Source organism: Massilia haematophila, assembly GCF_042647645.1.
In the GTDB taxonomy this organism is placed as follows: Bacteria; Pseudomonadota; Gammaproteobacteria; order Burkholderiales; family Burkholderiaceae_D; genus Telluria; species Telluria haematophila.
The window spans coordinates 1,808,820-1,828,328 of sequence record NZ_JBHRVV010000001.1; the positions used below are offsets into that span (position 1 = coordinate 1,808,820).

General features: G+C 66.5%; 17 protein-coding genes. 3 read left to right on the forward strand and 14 right to left on the reverse strand.

What is annotated here, in order from left to right; genetic code table 11:
* Positions 1–81 precede the first annotated feature (81 nt).
* The 7 genes from ACFOPH_RS08095 to ACFOPH_RS08125 all read right to left on the reverse strand — a co-directional run bounded on the left by ACFOPH_RS08095 (position 82) and on the right by ACFOPH_RS08125 (position 7,152).
* Positions 82–1,290, reverse strand: a complete 1,209-nt coding sequence (locus ACFOPH_RS08095) for a GGDEF domain-containing protein (RefSeq protein WP_379734665.1) — start codon at positions 1,288–1,290, stop codon at positions 82–84.
* Positions 1,291–1,547: 257 nt separating this feature from the next.
* Entirely contained in the window at positions 1,548–2,219 is a 672-nt protein-coding gene (gene lepB, locus ACFOPH_RS08100) for a signal peptidase I (protein ID WP_312552742.1), read from the reverse strand.
* A 124-nt stretch (positions 2,220–2,343) separates the two neighbouring features.
* Entirely contained in the window at positions 2,344–3,606 is a 1,263-nt protein-coding gene (locus ACFOPH_RS08105; protein WP_379734667.1) for an FAD-dependent oxidoreductase, read from the reverse strand.
* Positions 3,607–3,635: 29 nt separating this feature from the next.
* Positions 3,636–4,589: a quinoprotein relay system zinc metallohydrolase 2 gene (locus tag ACFOPH_RS08110; protein WP_379734669.1), complete on the reverse strand. Its 954-nt coding sequence runs from the start codon at positions 4,587–4,589 to the stop codon at positions 3,636–3,638.
* A gap of 15 nt (positions 4,590–4,604) precedes the next feature.
* Positions 4,605–5,480 carry a quinoprotein dehydrogenase-associated SoxYZ-like carrier gene (locus tag ACFOPH_RS08115; RefSeq protein ID WP_312549625.1) on the reverse strand — a complete coding sequence of 292 codons (876 nt, stop codon included), beginning with the start codon at positions 5,478–5,480 and terminating at the stop codon, positions 4,605–4,607.
* A 299-nt stretch (positions 5,481–5,779) separates the two neighbouring features.
* Complete coding sequence (locus tag ACFOPH_RS08120) at positions 5,780–5,962, reverse strand: hypothetical protein (protein ID WP_379734671.1); 183 nt, start codon at positions 5,960–5,962, stop codon at positions 5,780–5,782.
* On the reverse strand, positions 5,959–7,152 hold the full coding sequence (locus ACFOPH_RS08125) for a PepSY-associated TM helix domain-containing protein (RefSeq protein ID WP_379734673.1): 1,194 nt from the start codon (positions 7,150–7,152) through the stop codon (positions 5,959–5,961). The genes ACFOPH_RS08120 and ACFOPH_RS08125 overlap by 4 nt, the downstream gene beginning before the upstream one ends.
* Positions 7,153–7,275: 123 nt before the next feature.
* Here ACFOPH_RS08125 and ACFOPH_RS08130 point away from each other — a divergent pair, with 123 nt between their 5' ends.
* Positions 7,276–9,504 (forward strand): TonB-dependent receptor, encoded by a 2,229-nt coding sequence (locus tag ACFOPH_RS08130; protein WP_312549597.1) that lies wholly within the window; start codon positions 7,276–7,278, stop codon positions 9,502–9,504.
* 7 nt (positions 9,505–9,511) lie between these two features.
* Here ACFOPH_RS08130 and ACFOPH_RS08135 read toward each other — a convergent pair whose 3' ends face one another.
* From ACFOPH_RS08135 to ACFOPH_RS08155, 5 genes are all read right to left on the reverse strand, one after another.
* Positions 9,512–9,937 carry a hypothetical protein gene (locus ACFOPH_RS08135; protein ID WP_379734675.1) on the reverse strand — a complete coding sequence of 142 codons (426 nt, stop codon included), beginning with the start codon at positions 9,935–9,937 and terminating at the stop codon, positions 9,512–9,514.
* Positions 9,938–10,007: 70 nt separating this feature from the next.
* Positions 10,008–10,823, reverse strand: a complete 816-nt coding sequence (locus tag ACFOPH_RS08140; RefSeq protein WP_379734677.1) for an SDR family oxidoreductase — start codon at positions 10,821–10,823, stop codon at positions 10,008–10,010.
* A gap of 5 nt (positions 10,824–10,828) precedes the next feature.
* Entirely contained in the window at positions 10,829–11,749 is a 921-nt protein-coding gene (locus ACFOPH_RS08145) for an SPFH domain-containing protein (RefSeq protein WP_312549601.1), read from the reverse strand.
* Between the two features lie 39 nt (positions 11,750–11,788).
* Positions 11,789–12,211 carry an NfeD family protein gene (locus ACFOPH_RS08150; RefSeq protein WP_312549602.1) on the reverse strand — a complete coding sequence of 141 codons (423 nt, stop codon included), beginning with the start codon at positions 12,209–12,211 and terminating at the stop codon, positions 11,789–11,791.
* Positions 12,212–12,400: 189 nt separating this feature from the next.
* On the reverse strand, positions 12,401–12,772 hold the full coding sequence (locus tag ACFOPH_RS08155; protein ID WP_312549603.1) for a hypothetical protein: 372 nt from the start codon (positions 12,770–12,772) through the stop codon (positions 12,401–12,403).
* 577 nt (positions 12,773–13,349) lie between these two features.
* Here ACFOPH_RS08155 and ACFOPH_RS08160 point away from each other — a divergent pair.
* On the forward strand, positions 13,350–13,538 hold the full coding sequence (locus ACFOPH_RS08160; RefSeq protein ID WP_312549604.1) for a hypothetical protein: 189 nt from the start codon (positions 13,350–13,352) through the stop codon (positions 13,536–13,538).
* 100 nt (positions 13,539–13,638) lie between these two features.
* On the opposite strand, the gene ppsA is transcribed toward ACFOPH_RS08160, so the two are convergent.
* Entirely contained in the window at positions 13,639–16,077 is a 2,439-nt protein-coding gene (gene ppsA, locus ACFOPH_RS08165; RefSeq protein WP_312549605.1) for a phosphoenolpyruvate synthase, read from the reverse strand.
* Positions 16,078–16,264: 187 nt separating this feature from the next.
* Between ppsA and ppsR the strand changes: the two genes are divergently transcribed.
* Positions 16,265–17,113 (forward strand): posphoenolpyruvate synthetase regulatory kinase/phosphorylase PpsR, encoded by an 849-nt coding sequence (gene ppsR / locus ACFOPH_RS08170; protein ID WP_312549606.1) that lies wholly within the window; start codon positions 16,265–16,267, stop codon positions 17,111–17,113.
* Between the two features lie 25 nt (positions 17,114–17,138).
* Here ppsR and ACFOPH_RS08175 read toward each other — a convergent pair whose 3' ends face one another.
* The gene (locus ACFOPH_RS08175; protein WP_379734680.1) at positions 17,139–19,445 is read right to left on the reverse strand and encodes an FdhF/YdeP family oxidoreductase; all 2,307 of its coding nucleotides are present in this window, start codon (positions 19,443–19,445) and stop codon (positions 17,139–17,141) included.
* Between the last annotated feature and the right edge of the window lie 64 nt (positions 19,446–19,509).

Consider the following 19,509-nt stretch of genomic DNA (forward strand, 5'->3'; position numbering starts at 1 on the left):
TGGAAACGTGGTGCGCCGCCGAGAGCGGCGCGGTCCGCGATTGTACAGATATTTCCGCCAACGCAAGTCCGAGCCCTGGTTTCAGGCGCTGGAACGCTGCAGCGCGGGCGGGTCCGCCACGATCCTGCCGCGCACGCCATTGCGCCCGCCGCGCTTGACGGCGTACAGCTCGGCATCGGCGGCGCCGATCAAGTCCTCGAAGCGCGCCGGCGGATGCGGATGCAGCGCGGGCGCGCAGGCCACGCCGAAGCTCGCCGTCGCGCGCACGCGGGCGCCGCCCGGGAGCGGACAGGATGCCCTGGCAAAGGCGTCGCGGATGCGCTCGGCCAGCGCCTGCGCCCCCGCCAGTTCGGTCTGCGGCAGGACCACCAGGAACTCCTCGCCGCCGTAGCGGATGACGCTGTCGACGGTCTCGCGCGTCATCGTGCGCAGCAAGGCGGCGAAGGCGCACAGCACCTGGTCGCCGGCCGCGTGGCCATGGGTATCGTTGATGCGCTTGAAATGGTCGATGTCGCACAGGATTACCGACAAGGCGCTGCCGTAGCGGCGGGCACGGGCCAGCTCCGCGTCCAGCATGCCTTCCTGGAGCACGCGCCGGTTCAGGCAACCGGTCAGGGGATCGCGGTCGGCCAGCTCCTGCAGCAGCAGGGTCGAGCGAAACTGCTCGCGCTGGGCGAGCTGCAGGCGCCGCGCGGCGATATAGCCGTGGCCATTGCCGAGAGCGAGCAGCAGGACCAGGGCCACCATGTCGTCCCCCGTGAGGCGGCCCTGCACCAGCAGCATCGCGGCAAATACCACGCTGGCGCCGACGCCGATCGCCACCGCATACAGGAAGCGGTTCGGAAACACGATATACACGGCCATGACGATCACGGACAGCGACATCAGGTTCCACGCCATCGAATCCGGTTGGAACCAGCACACCGCCGTGAACACCGCGAGCCCAGCGACCAGGACCCAGCAGGTGGCGCGCACCGACAGCGCCACCGAATCGGGGTGGGCGGCAATCCCGGCGCAGGCGCCCAGCGCGCCCAGCGCCACCGCCACGCGCAGGCCGACCAGCACCCAGGCGGTGAACGTCGGGCCGAGCGTCGCGATATCGGTCACCCCGAACACGACGAAGAAAGCCGCCGAGAACAGCATGCTGGCCTTCAGTTGCGCGTTACGCTCCGGCAGCATGTGCTGGAGGAAACGCTCTTCGAGTGCGGGGTCCGCGAATTCGGCGCGATGGCGGTCGATGGACGGGCCAGGTCTGGACAGGTGGGTGAGCGGCACGGCAACTCTCGGCATTGGACTTGATCGAACGGCTGCGCCGCGACCGCCGCAGAGCGGCACCCGAGCGTGGCCGGCAGTAAGGCAAGGCTTACCGGACCACGACCGATAAGCCGGCTGCGCATGGACCGCGGCCTTGCGGCCGGAACGGTTGCTGCGCCATTCGAATCCCCTACTCCTGGCAGGGTCATGCGGCATTGTAACCCAGCTTGCCGCTAAAAGTTATCTTCTCGAAATTATTTTCTGCCAATTGATGCCAATTCCGGCAGCGCGGCTCAGTCCCCCAGCGACATGCCGAAGCGTTCGAAACGCGGCATCCAGTTGCCGAGGGTATCGGCCGAGACCAGCACCCGTTCGGCACGGCCGATCAGGTGGTCGCGCGGCACGAAGCCGATGTAGCGCGAGTCGGCGCTGTTGTCGCGGTTATCGCCCAGCATCAGGTACTGGCCGGCGGGCACCGTCACCGGGCCGAAGTTGCGCACCGGCGTCTTGATCTGCGGGACGAACTGGACCTGGCGCGCGCGGCCATCGATCTGCTCGCGCACGCGCAGCGCCGGGATGGCGGCCGCGCCGAAGGATTCGACCACCTGCTCGACTGGGCCCCACTGCGCCTCGTGGCCGTTGATGACGAGGCGCTCGTTGCGCAGCTCGACCACGTCGCCGGGCAGCGCCACCAGGCGCTTGATCAGGCGCGTACCGTCCTGCGGCGAATCGAACGTGACGACGTCGCCGCGCCGCGGTTCGCCCGTATGGGTGACGATGTTGTTGGTCAGCGGGACCTTCAGGTCGTAGGCCAGGCGATTCACGAAGACCACGTCGCCTTCCAGCAGGTTCGGACGCATCGAGGAAGATGGAATCGGGTTCCAGTCCGCGACCGCCGTTCGGAACACGCCGAACAGGCAAAGGAACAGGATGAAACCCTTGTTGGCGCGGATGAGGTCCTTCATGCGAATCTCCAGGCAGGTGGTGGATCGATGTGGTCGATGTCGACTTTATACGGGGAGTTTCTTTAAAGATGCTTAAGCCTTCGACAACTTTCGCAGGCCCGGAACGCGCAGCGTGGCGTAACCGCTAGCCGAGCGCGTCGGTCCAGACCCGCCTTGCCCAGGCGTCGGCATCCCGGCCTTCCTGCAGCGACGGATGGTCCGACAGGATCCCCGCGGCCACCGCCTCCATGCTCGCCTTGGCCGGATCGTAGCGGTACAGGGTCGAGATGCGCATCGCCTGCCTGTCGTCGACGAAGCTGTAGCAGGTGTTGTCGAAGGCCGGGGCCGGGTCAAGCGCTTCGCCCCGCATCAGGGCCACCACGGCGCGCGCGCAGACCTTGGCCTGGGCGTTGGCCATGTGGGCCGACTTCGGCAGGCCGGAGTCGACCGCATCGCCGATGACGTGCACGCCAGGCAGGCGCTTCGATGCATAGCTGAGGAAATCGACCTCGCACCAGCGTCCCTCGGCATCGGCAAGGCCGCTGTCGAGGGCGATCCGCCCTGCCCGCTGCGGCGGAACCAGGTTCAGCACGTCCGACCGGACCGTGTCGAACACGGTCCTGACGGTCTTCGTCGCCGGCTCGACCTGCCGCACTTCGCTGCCCGGCACATACTCGACCATGCCCGGGTACAGGTCGCGCCAGGCCCGTTCGAACAGGATGCGTTTCGAGGTGATCACGGGGTTGGCGTCGAGCACGACCACCTTCGAGCGCGGCTTGTGCGTTTTCAGGTAGAACGCCACCTGGCAGGCACGCTCGTAGGGCGCGGGCGGACAACGATACGGCTGCGGCGGGATCACGATCGTGAACACCCCGCCGTTCGGCATGGCCAGCAGCTGCTGGCGGAGCAGGCGCGTTTGCGGCCCGGCTTTCCAGGCATGGGGAATCTGCCGCTGCGCGCGGGCCGGCATCGGGTAGGCGTCGTAGATGAAATCGATGCCGGGAGCGACAATCAGCCGATCGTACGGCAGCCGCTCGTCTGGACGCCCACTGCCGGCCACCACGATGCGGCGCCGCTCGGCATCGATCGCCGTCACGCGGCCCTGCACGAAGCGGATGCCATGGGCCTGCCGCAGCGCGTCGTAGCCGAACGTCAGCTGCTCCAGCGTCTTTTCGCCGGCCAGCACCCGATTGCTGACCGGGCAGGAGACCAGGGCGGCGTGCTGGTCGACCAGGGTGACATCGATGTCCCCGCCGCCCAGGATGCGCACGTATTTGGCGGCGGTCGCGCCGCCGAAGCCGGCGCCGACGACCACGACCCGCCCGCGCCCGGCAGGCCGCGCGGCCATGGCGGCAGCTGCCGGCAAGGCCAGTCCCAGCGGCAGGCCGAGAAAGTCACGCCTGCGCATGTTCGACTCTCATTCGCTACTCCCATTCCTTATTCCCATTCCAGGGCCGGGTAGATCGCGCTGACGTTGCGCGGGTTGACGGCATCGAAGAGCTGCCAGCGCGCCCGTTCGGAAGCCGCCGCCGTCGCCATCGCCGCCGCCATGTCGCTGCCGGCGCGGATGCTGGCCCTGACGTCGCGCAGCAGGACCGTTAAATAGTCCCGCTGCCGGGCCAGGGCCCGGTTCTTGTCGCGGACGACCGGGCCGTGCCCGGGAACCGTGCGGACGGCGGGCAGCCTGGCCAGGTCCCCGGTGGCCGCGAGCCAGCCCGCGACATCACCGTCGATGGACGGGGTGCGCTCGACGAAGAGCAGGTCGCCGGTCCACAGCGTGCCGCTGGCGACGTCGAACACGGTCAGGTCGTTGTCCGTATGGGCGCGCGGCCAGGCGGTCAATTCCAGCTTGCGCCCGCCCAGGTCCAGGGTCAGCCGGCGCGCCACCGTCTGGTCCGGCGGAACCAGCCTGCTTTGCCCTGCCTGCGCGCCGAACGCGCGCGCCAGGCTGCGCAGATAAGTCGCGCTGCGCACGTGCATCGCCTGCGGCAGCATGGCGTGCCCCACCAGGCGCGGGGGCGCGGCCGGCGCGGCGGGGTCCGGGTAGGGGTCAGGGTCAGGCTCGACAAAGGCGGCGTTGCCGAACACGTGATCGGGATGCACGTGGGTATTGATCACGTAGCGGATCGGCAGCCGGGTGATCTGCCGTATCGCTTCGCGCAAGGCCTTGCCGACGGCGTACGAGCCCCCGGTGTCGATGACCGCCACCGCTTCCTGCCCGACCACGAAGCCGATGTTGGCGATATCGCCGTCGTAGCCGTCCTCGATATCCTTGTGCTGCCCGATGTGCACGTAGACGCCGGGGGCGACCTGGCTCACCTGCAGCGGCGCCGCGCCGGCCTGGGCGCAGGCGCACGCCGCCAGCCAGGCCGCGAGGATCAGGCGCCGCATCCGGCCTCCCCGCCTCTACGTTCCGATATCCAGCGCATGGCGAAAGCGTCCGCCTTCGTTGTCGCGGATGAGGACCTGCAGGGCGCCGGGTTCGCGCGCCAGGAAGCTGAACTGGATCGACGGGTCCTCGCTGATGCCGATATAGGTGTCCGCCTTCAGCACCGGCTTGCCGTTGTAGCTGACTTCGATCCGGTCGATGAAGAAGGCGGGCCGGAATCCATGCGTCGCCAGGTCGCGCTGCAGGCCGGTGTACATCGGATGCTTGACCAGGAGCCTGGCCTTGTTGACGGCGCCTCGCTGGAATGGACCGTCGAGCGCCATTTTCATTTTCCCGGCCGCGGCCATGGCCGCCGCGTTGTCACCGGCCACCGGACCGCCGCAGCCGCCCGACGCCTTCACCAGCGCCGAATTCACGTAGAACCTGCCGTCGCTCGCTTCGGCCACGACGTGCACGGGGGAGTCGGACTCGAAACGGATCCTGGTCGCGATCTCGGCCTTGCCGCTGTCCGGGGTAAAGTGGAACACCGCCGTCAGCGGCACGGGATTGCCGTCGACGATCAGGGTCACCGACTTGATGTAGCGTTGTTCAGTCATCGGGTGATCGATGCTGAAGGCGAAAGGAACCTGTTCGCCGCTGGGCGCGCGCGCCGGCGCAGTCAGGCGCACGAAAGCGGCGGTCTCCAGCTGCCTGCCGGGAAAATAGGATTGCTGCAGCGCTGCCCAGCCCGCATCCGCCGCCTGGGTTTGGGGTTGGGTTTGGGTTTGCGCCGACGCTGGACACGTTGACGATGCCAGCAGCGCGAACGCGAACAGACGGCAGGCAACCCACGCCCGCGGTCGGCGCGTTCCCGTCAAGCCAGGCTGTCTCCAGGTGTGGATCGTCGATGTCATGCTCGAAACCAGTGCAGGCAAGAGAATGCGAACAGCAACGCGTCGTCGACCGCACCCTGCTGACGCGACGGACCTGCGCGGCGGGCATGGGGCGATACGTTGACACAGCGACTATAACGCAGGACACCGCCCGGATGAGCGGTATTTCATGCCCTCGTCACAAACTTCTCGACAAACTTCTCGAAATAGCAACAGTAAGCCGTAGCAGTCAGCCCTAAAGTAAGCCCTAAGCGGTGCCGGACGATCCGACCGGAGCGCCGGCGCTTCGGCGCGCTGCCCTCGGCCCGCCTGGCCCCGGGTCAGCCGCTCCGCTTCTTGCGGCGCAGGCTGAACCAGGCGCCGACTGCCACCGGCGCGCCCAGGGCGAGGGCTGAGACCGTGTCCCAGATGCCGTCGCCCAGCAAGGCGCTGACCAGGCCGATGACGGTCAGGATCCCGAGCAGGATGGGCATGCCCCAGAGCGCCATGAAACGGCCGTTCATCGCGATTCTCCGCTGCGCGCGAGCGCGGGTTGGGCGGCGGGCGCCGCCTTGTTATCGGCCTCGCTGTCGGCCCTGGCGCCGGCTTTCGCGCTACGGCCGCGCCTGATCCACAGGTAGAGGCCGCTGCCGAGGACGACGATGGTCGCGATGTCGAGCAGGGCCCACAGGAACTTCATCCAGCCGCCGCCGTAGTCGCCGAAGTGCAGCGGCTGCGAGATCAGGAGCGCCGTCAGGTACCAGGGCAGGTCGCGGTGGTCGGTGATGGCGCCGCTCTCGGCGTCGATCAGCACCGGCTTGTACAGGCGCGACGAGAACGCCTGGTCGCCGCGCATGAAGACGCCGTAATGGTGCGGGCTGGCGAACGGCGTGCCGGGGAAGGCGATAAAGGCGACCTGCATGCCGGGTTCGGCGGCCATGGCCGTCTTCACGGCGGCGTCGACCGGCGCCATCCGCACCGGCGGTTGCGCATTCTTGTAGGGCTCGAGCATGGCCGCGATCTCGGTGGCCTGCCAGACCTTCAGCAGCACGTCGGCCAGGGTATTGATTACGCCGGTGGCGCCGACCACCAGCGCCCAGGTCAGGGTGACGATGCCGAGCAGGTTGTGCAGGTCCAGCCATTTCAGGCGCTCCGTCCTGCCTTCGCGCACGGTGCCGAAGTCGAGCTTGCGCATGAAGGGCGCGTACAGCACCACGCCGCTGACGATGGCCACGATCAGCAGCAGGCCCATGAAACCGAGGAAGAGCATGCCCGGCAGGCCGGCGAACATGTCGACGTGCAGGCGCAGCATGGTCGACATGAAGGCGCCGCCCTCGAAGGCCGGCTCGGTGATGACTTGCGCGGTGCGCGCGTCGACCGCGATCGGCTTGTAGTGCTCGTCGGTCGGGTGGTCGCCCAGGGTCACGTTCCAGATCGCCGGCTCGTCGATTTCCTGCGACATGTACATCATGATCTTGCCGGGGTACAGGGCCTTGCCGGCGGCGATGACGTCGTCCAGGTTGGCGCGCGGCGGATTCGCCGCCAGGTCCGGCGCGAGGGTCGGAGCCTCGACGTCGTTGCCCAGCAGGTGGCCGATCTCGTGGTGGAAGATCAGCGGCAGGCCGGTCAGGCACAGCAGGAGCATGAAGACGGTGCAGACCAGGCTGCTCCACTTGTGGATCCAGCTCCAGCGGCGCAGGGATGTATTGGACATTGTGGTTCGAGACAGACGACGAGCTGCAGATAATAATGGTTCTCATTTACAGCCGCAAGCTTTGCGCGCATAATAATGAGAACCGTTCTCATCTAACAACAACTTCGAACAACTTCGCCGCACATGACCCACTCGACTTTCCGCCTCACTCCCCTCGCCTTCGGCGCAGCCCTCCTCCTTGCCGGCCAGGCCCACGCGCAAACCGGGACCGCAGAACAGGCAACGAATCAAGCAACGGCGCAGTCCACCGGCGAGCCGCCGATCCAGACCGTGGTCGTCACCGCCTCCGCCGACGCATCCAGCCAGGGCCTGCCGAAGGACTACGCCGGCGGCCAGGTCGCGCGCGGCGGCCGCCTTGGCCTGCTGGGCAACGTCGACATCATGGACGCGCCCTTCAACACCACCAACTACACGCATGCGCTGATCCAGGACCAGCAGGCGCGCAGCGTGGCCGACGTGGTGCAGAACGACCCCTCGGTGCGCGTCGCCCGCGGCTTCGGCAACTACCAGGAGCTGTACGTGATCCGCGGCTTCGCGGTGAACTCGGACGACCTGGCCTACAACGGCCTGTACGGCTTGCTGCCGCGCCAGTTCGTCGCTTCCGAGCTGCTGGAGCGGGTCGAGGTCTTCCGCGGCGCGAACAGCTTCGTCAACGGCGCGGCGCCGGGCGGCGGCGGCATCGGCGGCATGATCAACCTGCTGCCCAAGCGCGCCCCGAACGCGCCGCTGAACCAGCTCACCCTGGGCGTCGAATCCGGCGGCCAGGGCTATGCGGCGGCCGACATCGCGCGCCGCTTCGGCCCGGACAACCGCGGCGGACTGCGCATCAACGCGGTGCGCCGCGACGGCGAGACCGCGATCGACCGCGAAGAGCGCGAGCTGAGCGTGTTCTCGATCGGCGCCGACTGGCGCGGCGACGGCTACCGCGTCTCGGCCGACGCCGGCTACCAGAACCACAAGCTGCTCAACGCACGCCCCAGCGTGACGGTCGACCCGACCCTGCCGATCGTCGCCGCGCCGGATGCGAGCAGCAACTGGGCCCAGCCATGGACCGAATCGAAGGAACGCGACGTGTTCGGCACCCTGCGCGCCGAGGTCGACCTGGGCGCGAACAGCGTGGCCTGGGCCGCGCTCGGCCTGCGCAAGGGCGACGAGTCGAACATCCTGGCCTCGGCCACCGTGAAGGCGGTCGACGGCAGCGCCAACATGACCCGCTTCGACAACGTGCGCGAAGACGAGGTCAAGACCGGCGAGATCGGCGCACGCACCGAGCTGCGCACCGGTTCCGTGAAACACGGCCTGTCGGCGACCGTCTCGGGCTTCCATTCGGAGTCGAAGAACGCCTATGCGCTGGGCGACTTCGGCGGCTGGTCGACCAACATCTACCGCCCGGTGGACGTGGCGGCGCCGCCGGCGGACGCCTGGGACTTCGGCGGCGACATGAACGATCCCCTGCTGACCCGCAAGACCATCCTGTCGAGCGCGGCGATTGCCGACACCCTGTCGTTCGCGGACGATACGGTGTTGCTGACGGTCGGGCTGCGCCACCAGCGGCTGAAGGATTATGGCTACGACTACGTGAGCGGCGCCAAGAGCGCAAGCTACGAAAAGAGCGTGAATACCCCGGTGGCCGGGCTGGTCTACAAGCCGGCAAAGGGCGTGTCGCTGTACGCGAACTATATCGAGGCCCTGCAGCAGGGTGGCGTGGCCACGAGTCCCTTCGGTGCTCCGCCCCTGAGCAACGACAACATGCCGCTCGCGCCCTACGTCTCGCGCCAGAAGGAAGTCGGCGTGAAGGTCGACGGCGGCAAGCTGGGCGGCAGCATCGCCCTGTTCACGACCGGCCAGCCGCAGGCCTACATCCTGGACAATACCTTCGGCACCTTCGGCGAACAGCGCAACCGCGGCGTCGAGCTGTCGGTGTTCGGCCTGCCCACCAAGGGACTGCGCCTGCTGGGCGGCGCCACCCTGCTCGATACCGAGCAGCGCAACACCCTGGGCGGCGCCACGGACGGCTACGAGGCGATCGGCGTCCCGGAAATCCAGGTGAACCTGAGCGCCGACTGGGACGTCCCGACCGTGCCCGGCCTGTCGCTCAATGCCCGTACCGTCTATACCTCGAGCCAGTACGCGGACATCGCCAACACCCAGAAGGTACCGTCCTGGGCACGGCTGGACATCGGCGCCACCTGGACCACGCGCCTGATGGACCGCGACGTCACGCTGCGCGCGCGCATCGACAACGTCACCGACAAGAACTACTGGGCCTCGGCGGGCGGCTACCCGGGCTACGGCTACCTGGTTGCCGGCGCGCCGCGCACGCTGGTGGTGTCGGGGTCGATCGATTTCTGAGCCGCCCCTACGACAACAGCAGCGCCAGCATCCCGCCCAGCGCCGACGCCAGCAGCACCAGCAGCACGTAGCCGAAGAAGCGCAGCACGCCGCGCAGCTTGCGCCCACGCGGCCGGCTGCGCGCGATGTACCAGGGTATGGCGAGCGGCGTGAGGAAGATGACCGCGGTGCTCAGCCAGCGCGAGCGCGGCCAGCCGCGCTGTTCGCGGTCCAGGCGGAACCAGTAGAAACTCAGGAAGCTGGACGAGAAACCGGACACGAAGGTCCACAGCAGCAGCGCGGCGTTGTCGTGACCCTCGGCGGCCGCGTCGACCAGGGTCGACACGAACATCAGCGCCAGCAGGGCCAGCGCGGCGCCGCGCGTGCGCAGCAACGGCGCGTAGGCCGGCATGAATGCCGCCAGTCCCTCGGCGCCGGCCTCCTCCCCGCTCACGTCCATCCCTTTGCGACGTCGAGGGTGCTGGCGCCCGGCTGGCTCATCGTGCTTCGCTCGCTGCCTGCGCTCAGCGCGGCCGGTGCTCGTCGGCCAGCGCCGCCAGCGCCATCTTCTCGACCAGGCCGGGAGCAAGCAGTTTCAGGAAACGTCCGAGCTTGCCCTTGGCCGTCATGACCACTTCGCGCGTGCGCGCGTCCATGCCGGCGATGATCAGGCGCGCGCATTCCTCGACGCTCATCGCGCCCTCTTCCTTGAGCCCGCTGGCGCCGGCTTCCTCGCCTTGCGCGTTGAAGCCGCGGTAGCGGATCCGGGTCGCGACCACGCCGGGATAGGCGGTCGTCACGCTGACGCCGGCGCCCTTCAGTTCGGCGCGCAGCGCCTCGAAGAAGCCGGTCATGGCGAACTTGGTGGCGCTGTAGGCCGTGCGTCCCGGCACCCCCACCAACCCCGCCAGCGACGACACCGCGACGATGCTGCCGCGGCTTGCCTTCAGGTGCGGCAGCGCGGCCTGCGTGCACCAGATGGCGCCCCACAGGTTCACCCGCATCAGCTCCTCGTACCAGTCCAGGTCCTCGACTTCCTCGAACAGCGCATGCGCCGAGCGCCCGGCGTTATTCACCAGCACGTCGATGCGGCCGAAGCGCTCGGCCGCCATGATCGCCAGCCGCCGGCACTGGATGCGCACCGAGACATCGGTCGGCACTACCAGCACCTGCGCCTGGTGGGCCGCGCATTCGGCCGCCACCAGGTCCAGCTGCGCCACGTTACGCGCCGCCAGCACCAGCGCGATCCCGGCCCCTTCGCGCGCGGCCAGCTGGCGCGCCATCTCGGCGCCGATGCCGTCCGAGGCGCCGGTGATCACGACCACGCGGAGTGCCGGCACCGCGGTCACTTCTGCGCCTTCACGATCTGCATCGCGCTGGCGATCAGGCCGCTCATCTCGCCGAGGTTGGCCGGCACGATGATCGAGTTGTTGGTCTTGGCCAGCTTGCCGAAGGCGTCGACGTAGTGCTCGGCCACGCGCAGGTTCATCGCGTCCTCGCCGCCCGGTTCGCGGATCGCGGCGCCGACCTGGCGCAGCGCGGCGGCGCTGGCCTCGGCCAGGGCGACGATGGCGCTGGCCTCGCCCTGGGCGCGGTTGATCGCGGCCTGGCGCTCGCCTTCGGAACGGGCGATCGCCGCTTCGCGCTCGCCGCTGGCGATGTTGATCTGCTCCTGGCGACGGCCTTCGGAGGCCGCGATCAATGCGCGCTTTTCGCGCTCGGCGGTGATCTGGCGCTGCATCGCGTGCAGAATCTCGGCCGGCGGCGTCAAGTCCTTGATCTCGTAGCGCAGCACCTTCACGCCCCAGTTCGCGGCCGATTCGTCGATGGCGTTGACGATGGTGGTGTTGATGTGGTCGCGCTCTTCGAAAGTCTTGTCCAGCTCCATCTTGCCGATCACCGAGCGCAGCGTGGTCTGGGCCAGCTGGGTGATGGCCTGAATGTAGTTCGACGAGCCGTAGGAGGCGCGCATGGCGTCGGTGACCTGGAAATACAGGATGCCGTCGACCTGGAGCTGGGTATTGTCGCGCGTGATGCAGACCTGGGGCGGAACGTCCAGCGGGATTTCCTTCAGCACGTGCTTGTAGGCGATGCGGTCGACGAAAGGCACGACGATGTTCAGGCCCGGCGCCAGCACCGCGTGAAACTTCCCGAGGCGCTCGACCACCCAGGCGTGCTGCTGCGGCACGACGTTGATGGTCTTGATCACGAACACCATGGCGATAATGAAGATGACCAGCGCCACCGTACCGAAAGACAGTTCCATGAGCATCCCTTATAGATGAGTGACTTGCATCAGTTTTGGTTATGAATTCGCCACGATCAGGCGATTGCCCTGCACTTCGACGATCCGGAAATCGCCGGCCTCGGCAATGGCGCCATTGCCCAGCTCCACGTCCCACAGCGCGCCGCGGTACATGACGCGGGCACGGCCGTTGTTCCAGGCATGCACGGTGACGCGGCCGCCGATGTCGAGGTTGACGTTCTGGTCGCGCGTCGCCTGCGTCTTCGCGGGGCGGCCGAAGCGGCTGCGGTGCAGGATGCTGGTCGCGACCAGGCCGGTCGCCGCCGCGATCAGGGTCTGCGCCGGGCCCGACAGGCCCAGCAGCGCGGCGATGCCGCCGCAGGCCAGGCCAATGGCCATCATCAGGAGATAAAACGTTCCCGTAAACAGCTCGGCCACCACCAGGATGCCCGCGCCAACCATCCAGTTCACCCAATCGTCCATGTCGTCGCTTCGGTTTCTCAAGGATTGCGGAAAGCGCCGGAGACCCGATCCAGCGCATTTACGTTTGACAACGCATCCCCATTGTACCCCGACTTTCGCTCTGCATTGGCATATCGGCAACGTCTGTTACGCAAGGGATGCGTCGACTGGAGCGAGCCCCGGGAACCATCCGTACCCGGGTCGGCGCGTTCAGCCCGCGTTGGCGCGCTTGCGGATGATGGGCGAGCCGCTGTTGTCCGCGCCGCTGCAGGCGCGCGTGCAGCGTTGGTATTTGTCGTCGCAGATGCCCAGCTGCTGGGCGCGGCGATTCTGCTGGCCGCTGCGTTCCAGGGCCAGGTTGCCGCTCGAGGTCACGGCGCCCTGCGCGGTACGCGCCAGGTGGTTCGTTTCCTCGCGCTTCAACAGCAGGACGGCGTCGTCGCCGGAGGCCTTGGCGATATTGGCCGTGCACTGGGTCCTGGCGGTATCGCACTCGGCCTTGCAGAATGCGGCATCCTGCGCCCACGCGGCGCCCGACATGACGACACCAAGCAGGGCCACGGCGCTCAACAAACGTTTCATTTCAATTCCCCTCTCATACTGAAAAAAACCCGCCGCCATATCGGGACGACGAAGGGCGTTCAAAATCTCACGATCTCCAAGGCCGCGTCAACCGATTTATCGCGGCATGGAATGGAGGGTGCGATCGACAGGTAAGCCGAGGGATAAGCCCGTATTTATGCCGGCCGAATAAAATCGTGCAAGGAATGCCGCACCGGATACGAGATCGACGAGCGCAGATGTTACGGAAAGTGCGTCAACCCGTGATCGAGCAGGCCAGCGAGGCCATGACCCATCCGCTGGAGAACAGGCCGGCGGTTGTTTGAAATTGAAGCCCTCGATAAGCGGATTTCCGGACTCTTTCGCCCTGCCAGACGGACGACTGCCGCGCGCGCTTATGCGCAATGAATAAAATCCCGTATTTCGCACCAAAAACCCTGGAATTAATGCACTGCAAGATGTTTTCGGTTTTCTCTTGTGATAAGGTCGTTACACATCAAGTGATGGCTTTTAACAATCAACCCGCTTTGGGTCGATCGTCATCTGATCAATACAAGGAGCGAATCGCCGATTCGCACGATTAATCACCGGAGACAAAATGAACCGAAAAGTTGCACTGTTCCTGTTCAGCCTCGGCCTGGCCGCAAGCGCCGGCGCGACCCATATGGATGACCTTGCATGCCGCGAGTATTGCGCGTTCGAACGAACGAACTGCGAAACCGAGGCCGCCGGCAATAACTGCCTGCTGGTGGAGCGCCAGTGCCTGATGGACTGCCGTCACATCTAATGCAAGGCCCGCATGACGGTGTGCGCCGCCATGCAAGGAAAGAAAAATAAAAAACCCGTCGACCGCGAGGCCGACGGGTTTTTGTTTGGATCGTTACAGCTTACATCGACGCCAGCTTCTGCCAGGTCTCGACCACCGAGTCAGGATTGAGCGACATCGATTCGATACCCTGCTCCATCAGCCAGACCGCGAAGTCCGGGTTGTCCGACGGACCCTGGCCGCAGATGCCGATGTACTTGCCCTGGGCGCGGCAGGCCTTGATGGCGAGGCTCAGCATGGCTTTCACCGCCGGGTCGCGCTCGTCGAAGTCCTTGGCCAGCAGCTCCATGCCGGAGTCGCGGTCTAGGCCCAGGGTGAGCTGGGTCAGGTCGTTCGAGCCGATCGAGAAGCCGTCGAAATACTGCAGGAACTGCTCGGCCAGGATCGCGTTCGACGGCACTTCACACATCATGATGACGCGCAGACCGTTCTCGCCGCGCTTCAGGCCGTACTTGGCCAGCAGCTCGATGACCTTCTCGGCCTGGCCCAGGGTACGCACGAACGGGATCATCAGCTCGACGTTGGTCAGGCCCATTTCCTCGCGCACGCGCTTCATGGCCAGGCATTCCATCTCGAAGGATTCGGCGAAGTCCTCGGCCAGGTAGCGCGCGGCGCCGCGGAAGCCCAGCATCGGGTTTTCCTCGTCCGGCTCGTAGCGCGAACCGCCGATCAGCTTCTTGTACTCGTTCGACTTGAAGTCGGACAGGCGCACGATGACCGGCTTCGGCCAGAAGGCGGCGGCAATGGTGGCCACGCCTTCGGCCAGCTTGTCGACATAGAACGCCTTCGGCGAGGCATGGCCGCGCGCGACCGACTCGACCGCCTTCTTCAGGTCGGCATCGATGTTCGGGTACTCGAGGATGGCCTTCGGGTGCACGCCGATGTTGTTGTTGATGATGAACTCGAGGCGGGCCAGGCCGACGCCGCCGTTCGGCACCGACTGGAAGTCGAAGGCCAGCTGCGGGTTGCCGACGTTGAGCATGATCTTGGTCTTGAGCGGCGGCAGTTCGCCGCGCGAGACTTCGGTCACTTCCGTTTCCAGCAGGCCGTCGTAGATCTTGCCCTCGTCGCCTTCGGCGCAGGAGACGGTCACAAAAGTGCCGTCCTTCAGCACCTCGGTGGCGTCGCCGCAGCCGACGACCGCCGGCACGCCCAGTTCACGGGCGATGATGGCCGCGTGGCAGGTGCGGCCGCCGCGGTTGGTGACGATGGCCGAGGCGCGCTTCATGACCGGTTCCCAGTTCGGGTCGGTCATGTCGGCCACCAGCACGTCGCCCGGCTGCACGCGTTCCATCTCCGACGGGTCGGTGATCACGCGCACCGGGCCGGCGCCGATCTTCTGGCCGATCGCGCGGCCCGAGGTCAACACGGTGCCGGTGCCCTTCAGCGAGAAACGCTGCTGGGCGTCGGTCGCCTTCTGCTGGGATTTCACGGTTTCCGGACGCGCCTGCAGGATGTAGAGCTTGCCGTCGCGGCCGTCCTTGCCCCACTCGATGTCCATCGGACGGCCGTAGTGGTTTTCGATGATGACGGCGTACTTCGCCAGCTCGACCACTTCCGCGTCGGTCAGCGAGTAGCGGTTGCGCAGCTCGATCGGCACATCGACGGTGCGCACCGACCGGCCGGCTTTCGCCTCCTCGGTGAATTCCATCTTGATCAGTTTCGAGCCGATGTTGCGGCGGATGACGGGCGACTTGCCCTGCTCGAGCATCGGCTTGTGGACGTAGAACTCGTCCGGGTTGACCGCGCCCTGCACCACGGTCTCGCCCAGGCCGTAGCTGGAGGTGATGAAGACCACGTCCTTGAAGCCCGATTCGGTGTCGATGGTGAACATGACGCCGGCCGCGCCGGTGTCGGAGCGGACCATGCGCTGCACGCCGGCCGACAGCGCGACCTCGGCGTGGGTGAAGCCTTTATGGACGCGGTAGGAAATCGCGCGGTCGTTGTAGAGCGAAGCGAAGACGTGCTTCATCGCTTCCAGGATGTTGTCGATGCCGACCACGTTCAGGAAGGTCTCCTGCTGGCCTGCGAAGGAGGCGTCCGGCAAGTCTTCGGCGGTGGCCGAGGAGCGCACGGCGAAGGACATTTCCGTTTCCGAGTCGGCGACCAGGCGCTCGTAGTAGGAACGGATTTCCTGTTCCAGGCGCGGCTGGAACGGGGTGTCGACGATCCACTGGCGGATTTCCTGGCCGGCGGCGGCGAGCGAGCGCACGTCGTCGATGTCCAGGCCTTCCAGGCGGGTCGCGATGCGGTCGGCAAGCGACGGGCCACCGTCGATCGAATGGCCGAGGAAGTCACGGAAGGCCTGGGCCGTGGTGGCAAAGCCGGTCGGCACGCGCACGCCGGCTTCGGCGAGCTGGCTGATCATTTCGCCGAGCGAGGCGTTCTTGCCGCCGACCGATTCGACATCGGTCATGCGCAGGTTCTCGAACGAGGCAACGTAAACACCATTGCCCTGTTCGGGTTCCTTCAATGATGCTGCTTGAGACAGGTTAGTCATGGTAAAACACCCTTACTTGATGATAGAAATCTGTCGGGCAGGCGCTGGGCAGAGGGCGCGTGTTTTCTTGTTATTCTGGGCGCCGTGCAGCACAATGCAAAACCGTTGCAGAGCATTTTACCGCGTGCGACCCCGATTCACAGCGCACAATCCTGCATTCTTGTCAGCATTTACGAAAAAAACCATCATGACCGCAGAGAGCCGCCCCCCTCTTCCCGCCCCGACGCGCACCGTGTTTTTCGTGTCCGACGGCACCGGCATCACCGCCGAAACCTTCGGCCACGCGGTGCTGAGCCAGTTCGAAATGCGCTTCCGCCAGATCCGCATTCCCTTCATCGACACGCTCGACAAGGCGCGCGACGCGGCGCGGCGCATCAATGAAGTGTATGCGCTCGACAACCAGCGCCCGATCGTGTTCTCGACCCTGGTGAAGCACGACCTGTCGGGCGTGATCCGGGCCTCGAACGGCATGCACATGGATTTGTTCCAGACCTTCGTGGCGCCGCTGGAAATGGAACTCGGCGTCAAGTCGACGCACACTATCGGCCGCATCCACAACGTCGTGGATTCCGAGGAATACAAGAACCGCATCGAGGCCATCAATTTCTCGCTGGCCCACGACGACGGCCAGTCGCACAAGAACCTGGCCGAGGCCGACGTCATCCTGGTCGGCGTCTCGCGTTCGGGCAAGACCCCGACCTCGCTGTATCTTGCGATGCAGTACGGGATCAAGGCCGCCAATTACCCGCTGATTCCCGACGACTTCGAGCGCGGCAAGCTGCCCTCCTCGCTGCCGCCGTTCAAGCACAAGCTGTTCGGCCTGACCATCACGCCCGAACGCCTGACCGAGATCCGCAACGAGCGCCGCGCCGGCAGTAAATACGCCTCGATCGAGAATTGCCGCTACGAAGTCAACGAAGCGGAACAGCTGATGAAACGCGAGGGCATCCGCTGGCTGTCCTCGACCACCAAGTCGATCGAGGAGATCGCGACCACGATCCTGCAGGAGATCAAGCCGGACCGGCGCGAGTATTGACGGGCACTCGGCCCCTGCTCCCGGGCTATCCCATGGGAGCGGCGCTGCGCTCCAGCAGCACATCGATCGACTTCGCCGCCGGCACCTTGCTCTCCTTCGCATGGTGCCACAGCGGAATCAAGGGATTGAGCTCCGGGTAATAGCCGGCCACGCAGCCCTGCGGCAGATCGTAGGGCACCACCGCCAGGCCATCAACGCGGCGCGCGACGCCATCCTCGGCCGCGCAGCGCAGCGCCACCAGGTCGCCCTGGGCCAGCCCGTGGCGCGCCATGTCGGATGCTGCCATGAACAGCACCATGCGGCTGCCGAACACGCCGCGGAAGCGGTCGTCGAGGTGATAGATCGTCGTGTTGAACTGGCCGTCGCTGCGGATCGTGAATAGACGCAGCTCGGGCGGCGCGGCGTCCATCGCCGGGTCGCCCTGCAGTTGCTCGGGCACGGTGAACTGGGCGCGCCCGCTCTCGGTCTCGAACACCCGGTGCGCGGCGCCGACCGGCTTGCGAAAGCCGCCCGGCGTCCACATGCGCGCATTGAAATCCTTGAAGACATCCGGCCAGGTTTCCTCGATGGCGTCGCGCACGCGGCCATAGTCGGCGACCCAGGCGTCCCAGTCGACCTTCGGGTTCGGGTCCAGCGTGGCCTTGGCGATGCCGGCGACGATGGCCGGCTCCGACAGCAGCGTGCTTGCCACCGGCTCGGTCATGCCGCGCGAGCCGTGCATGCAGGCGGTGCTGTCCTCGACCGTCACGTCCTGCGGCCCGGCCGCCTGGCGGTCGATCTCGATGCGGCCCAGGCAAGGCAGGACATACGATTGCCGGCCGTGGATGACGTGGTTGCGATTGAGCTTGGTGGCGATCTGCACGGTCAGCGGCAGTTCGCGCCAGGCCGCTTCCATCAGCACGGTCTCGGGCACGGCGCGCACGAAGTTCCCGCCCAGGCCGACGAAGGCCTGGACCTTGCGCGCCAGGATCGCCTCGCAGGCTTCGACCGTGTTCATGCCGGTCTTGCGCGGCGGCTCGAAGCCGTACTGCTCCTTCAGCTTGTCGAGCGGCGCCAGCTCCGGCTTTTCGGTGATGCCGACGGTGCGCTGGCCCTGCACGTTCGAATGCCCGCGTACCGGGCAGATGCCGGCGCCGGGCTTGCCGATGTTGCCGCGCATGAGCAGCAAATTGACCAGCATCGCCACGTTCTGCACGCCGTTCTCGTGCTGGGTCAGCCCCATGCCGTACACGCCCAGCACCGCGCTCGAGCGCGCATAGACCTGGGCCGCGCTTTCCAGCGCCGCGCGCGCCAGGCCCGATTCGCGCTCGATCGCCGTCCACTCGCAGCGGCGCAAGGCGTCCTCGAACTGCGCGAAGCCATGCGTGTGCTCGGCGATGAACTCGACGTCGAGCACGCGCTGTTCGCCGCCTGCGAGCGCCGCGTCGTCCAGCGCCAGCAGCGCCTTGCAGATGCCCATGATGGCGGCGGTGTCGCCGCCGGGACGCACCTGGTGGTACTGGGTGCTGATCGTGGTCTCGTGCCCGGTCAGCATCTCGAGCGGCGACTGCGGATTGGTGAAGGCGACCAGGCCGCGCTCGCGCAAGGGATTGAAGGTGACGATCGGCACGCCGCGCCGGCGCGCATCCTTCAGCTGGTGCAGCATGCGCGGGCTGTTCACGCCGACGTTCTGGCCGAAGAAGAGGATGCAGTCGGTCTGCTCGAAATCCTGGAGCACCACGGTGCCGACGCCGACGCCGAGGGTCTTCTGCAGCGCGACCGAGGTGCTCTCGTGGCACATGTTCGAGCTGTCCGGCAGGTTGTTGTTGCCGTACATGCGGGCCAGCAGCTGGTACATGTAGGAGGTCTCGAGCGAAGCGCGGCCGGAGGCGTAGAACACCACCTGTTCGCGCTCGAACCCGCGCAGCGCCGCGCCGATCTCGGCAAAGGCCGTGTCCCAGCTCACCTCGCGGTAGCGGTCGCTCGCCGGGTCCCAGCGCAGCGGCACCGTCAGGCGGCCCTGCTCTTCCAGTGCATGGTCGGACCAGGCTTCCAGTTCGGTCACCGTGTGGCGCTCGAAGAAGTCGGCGCCGATCGCCTTGCTCGTGGTTTCCCAGGCGGTCGCCTTGGCGCCGCTTTCGCAGAACTCGAATGGATGGGGGTTGGCCGGCTTGGCCCAGGCGCAGCTGACGCAGGCGAAACCGTCGGGCTTGTTCTGCTTCATCAGCAGGGCGCTGTCCTTGAGCACGACGCGCTGGTCGAGCAGGACCTTGCTCACTTCGGCCACCGAGGCCCAGCCGCCCGCCGGCATGGTGGGTTTCTCGATCCGCAGTTCCTTCGTTTCGTCGCTCATGACGGTCTCCCTTGCAATGGAGCATGTACCGTAAACGCCACTTGCGTCCCGTTCTGTACGCCGC

What these genes read in the sequence shown, in the direction of transcription:
- ACFOPH_RS08150 (WP_312549602.1), bottom strand. Translation starts at nt 12,211, where the DNA reads ATGGACGATTGGGTGAACTGGATGGTTGGCGCGGGCATCCTGGTGGTG.
- ACFOPH_RS08145 (WP_312549601.1), bottom strand. Translation starts at nt 11,749, where the DNA reads ATGGAACTGTCTTTCGGTACGGTGGCGCTGGTCATCTTCATTATCGCC.
- ppsR (WP_312549606.1), top strand. Translation starts at nt 16,265, where the DNA reads ATGACCGCAGAGAGCCGCCCCCCTCTTCCCGCCCCGACGCGCACCGTG.
- ppsA (WP_312549605.1), bottom strand. Translation starts at nt 16,077, where the DNA reads ATGACTAACCTGTCTCAAGCAGCATCATTGAAGGAACCCGAACAGGGC.
- ACFOPH_RS08175 (WP_379734680.1), bottom strand. Translation starts at nt 19,445, where the DNA reads ATGAGCGACGAAACGAAGGAACTGCGGATCGAGAAACCCACCATGCCG.
- ACFOPH_RS08155 (WP_312549603.1), bottom strand. Translation starts at nt 12,772, where the DNA reads ATGAAACGTTTGTTGAGCGCCGTGGCCCTGCTTGGTGTCGTCATGTCG.
- ACFOPH_RS08125 (WP_379734673.1), bottom strand. Translation starts at nt 7,152, where the DNA reads ATGTCCAATACATCCCTGCGCCGCTGGAGCTGGATCCACAAGTGGAGC.
- ACFOPH_RS08110 (WP_379734669.1), bottom strand. Translation starts at nt 4,589, where the DNA reads ATGCGGCGCCTGATCCTCGCGGCCTGGCTGGCGGCGTGCGCCTGCGCC.
- ACFOPH_RS08105 (WP_379734667.1), bottom strand. Translation starts at nt 3,606, where the DNA reads ATGCGCAGGCGTGACTTTCTCGGCCTGCCGCTGGGACTGGCCTTGCCG.
- ACFOPH_RS08160 (WP_312549604.1), top strand. Translation starts at nt 13,350, where the DNA reads ATGAACCGAAAAGTTGCACTGTTCCTGTTCAGCCTCGGCCTGGCCGCA.
- ACFOPH_RS08095 (WP_379734665.1), bottom strand. Translation starts at nt 1,290, where the DNA reads ATGCCGAGAGTTGCCGTGCCGCTCACCCACCTGTCCAGACCTGGCCCG.
- ACFOPH_RS08115 (WP_312549625.1), bottom strand. Translation starts at nt 5,480, where the DNA reads ATGACATCGACGATCCACACCTGGAGACAGCCTGGCTTGACGGGAACG.
- lepB (WP_312552742.1), bottom strand. Translation starts at nt 2,219, where the DNA reads ATGAAGGACCTCATCCGCGCCAACAAGGGTTTCATCCTGTTCCTTTGC.
- ACFOPH_RS08120 (WP_379734671.1), bottom strand. Translation starts at nt 5,962, where the DNA reads ATGAACGGCCGTTTCATGGCGCTCTGGGGCATGCCCATCCTGCTCGGG.
- ACFOPH_RS08130 (WP_312549597.1), top strand. Translation starts at nt 7,276, where the DNA reads ATGACCCACTCGACTTTCCGCCTCACTCCCCTCGCCTTCGGCGCAGCC.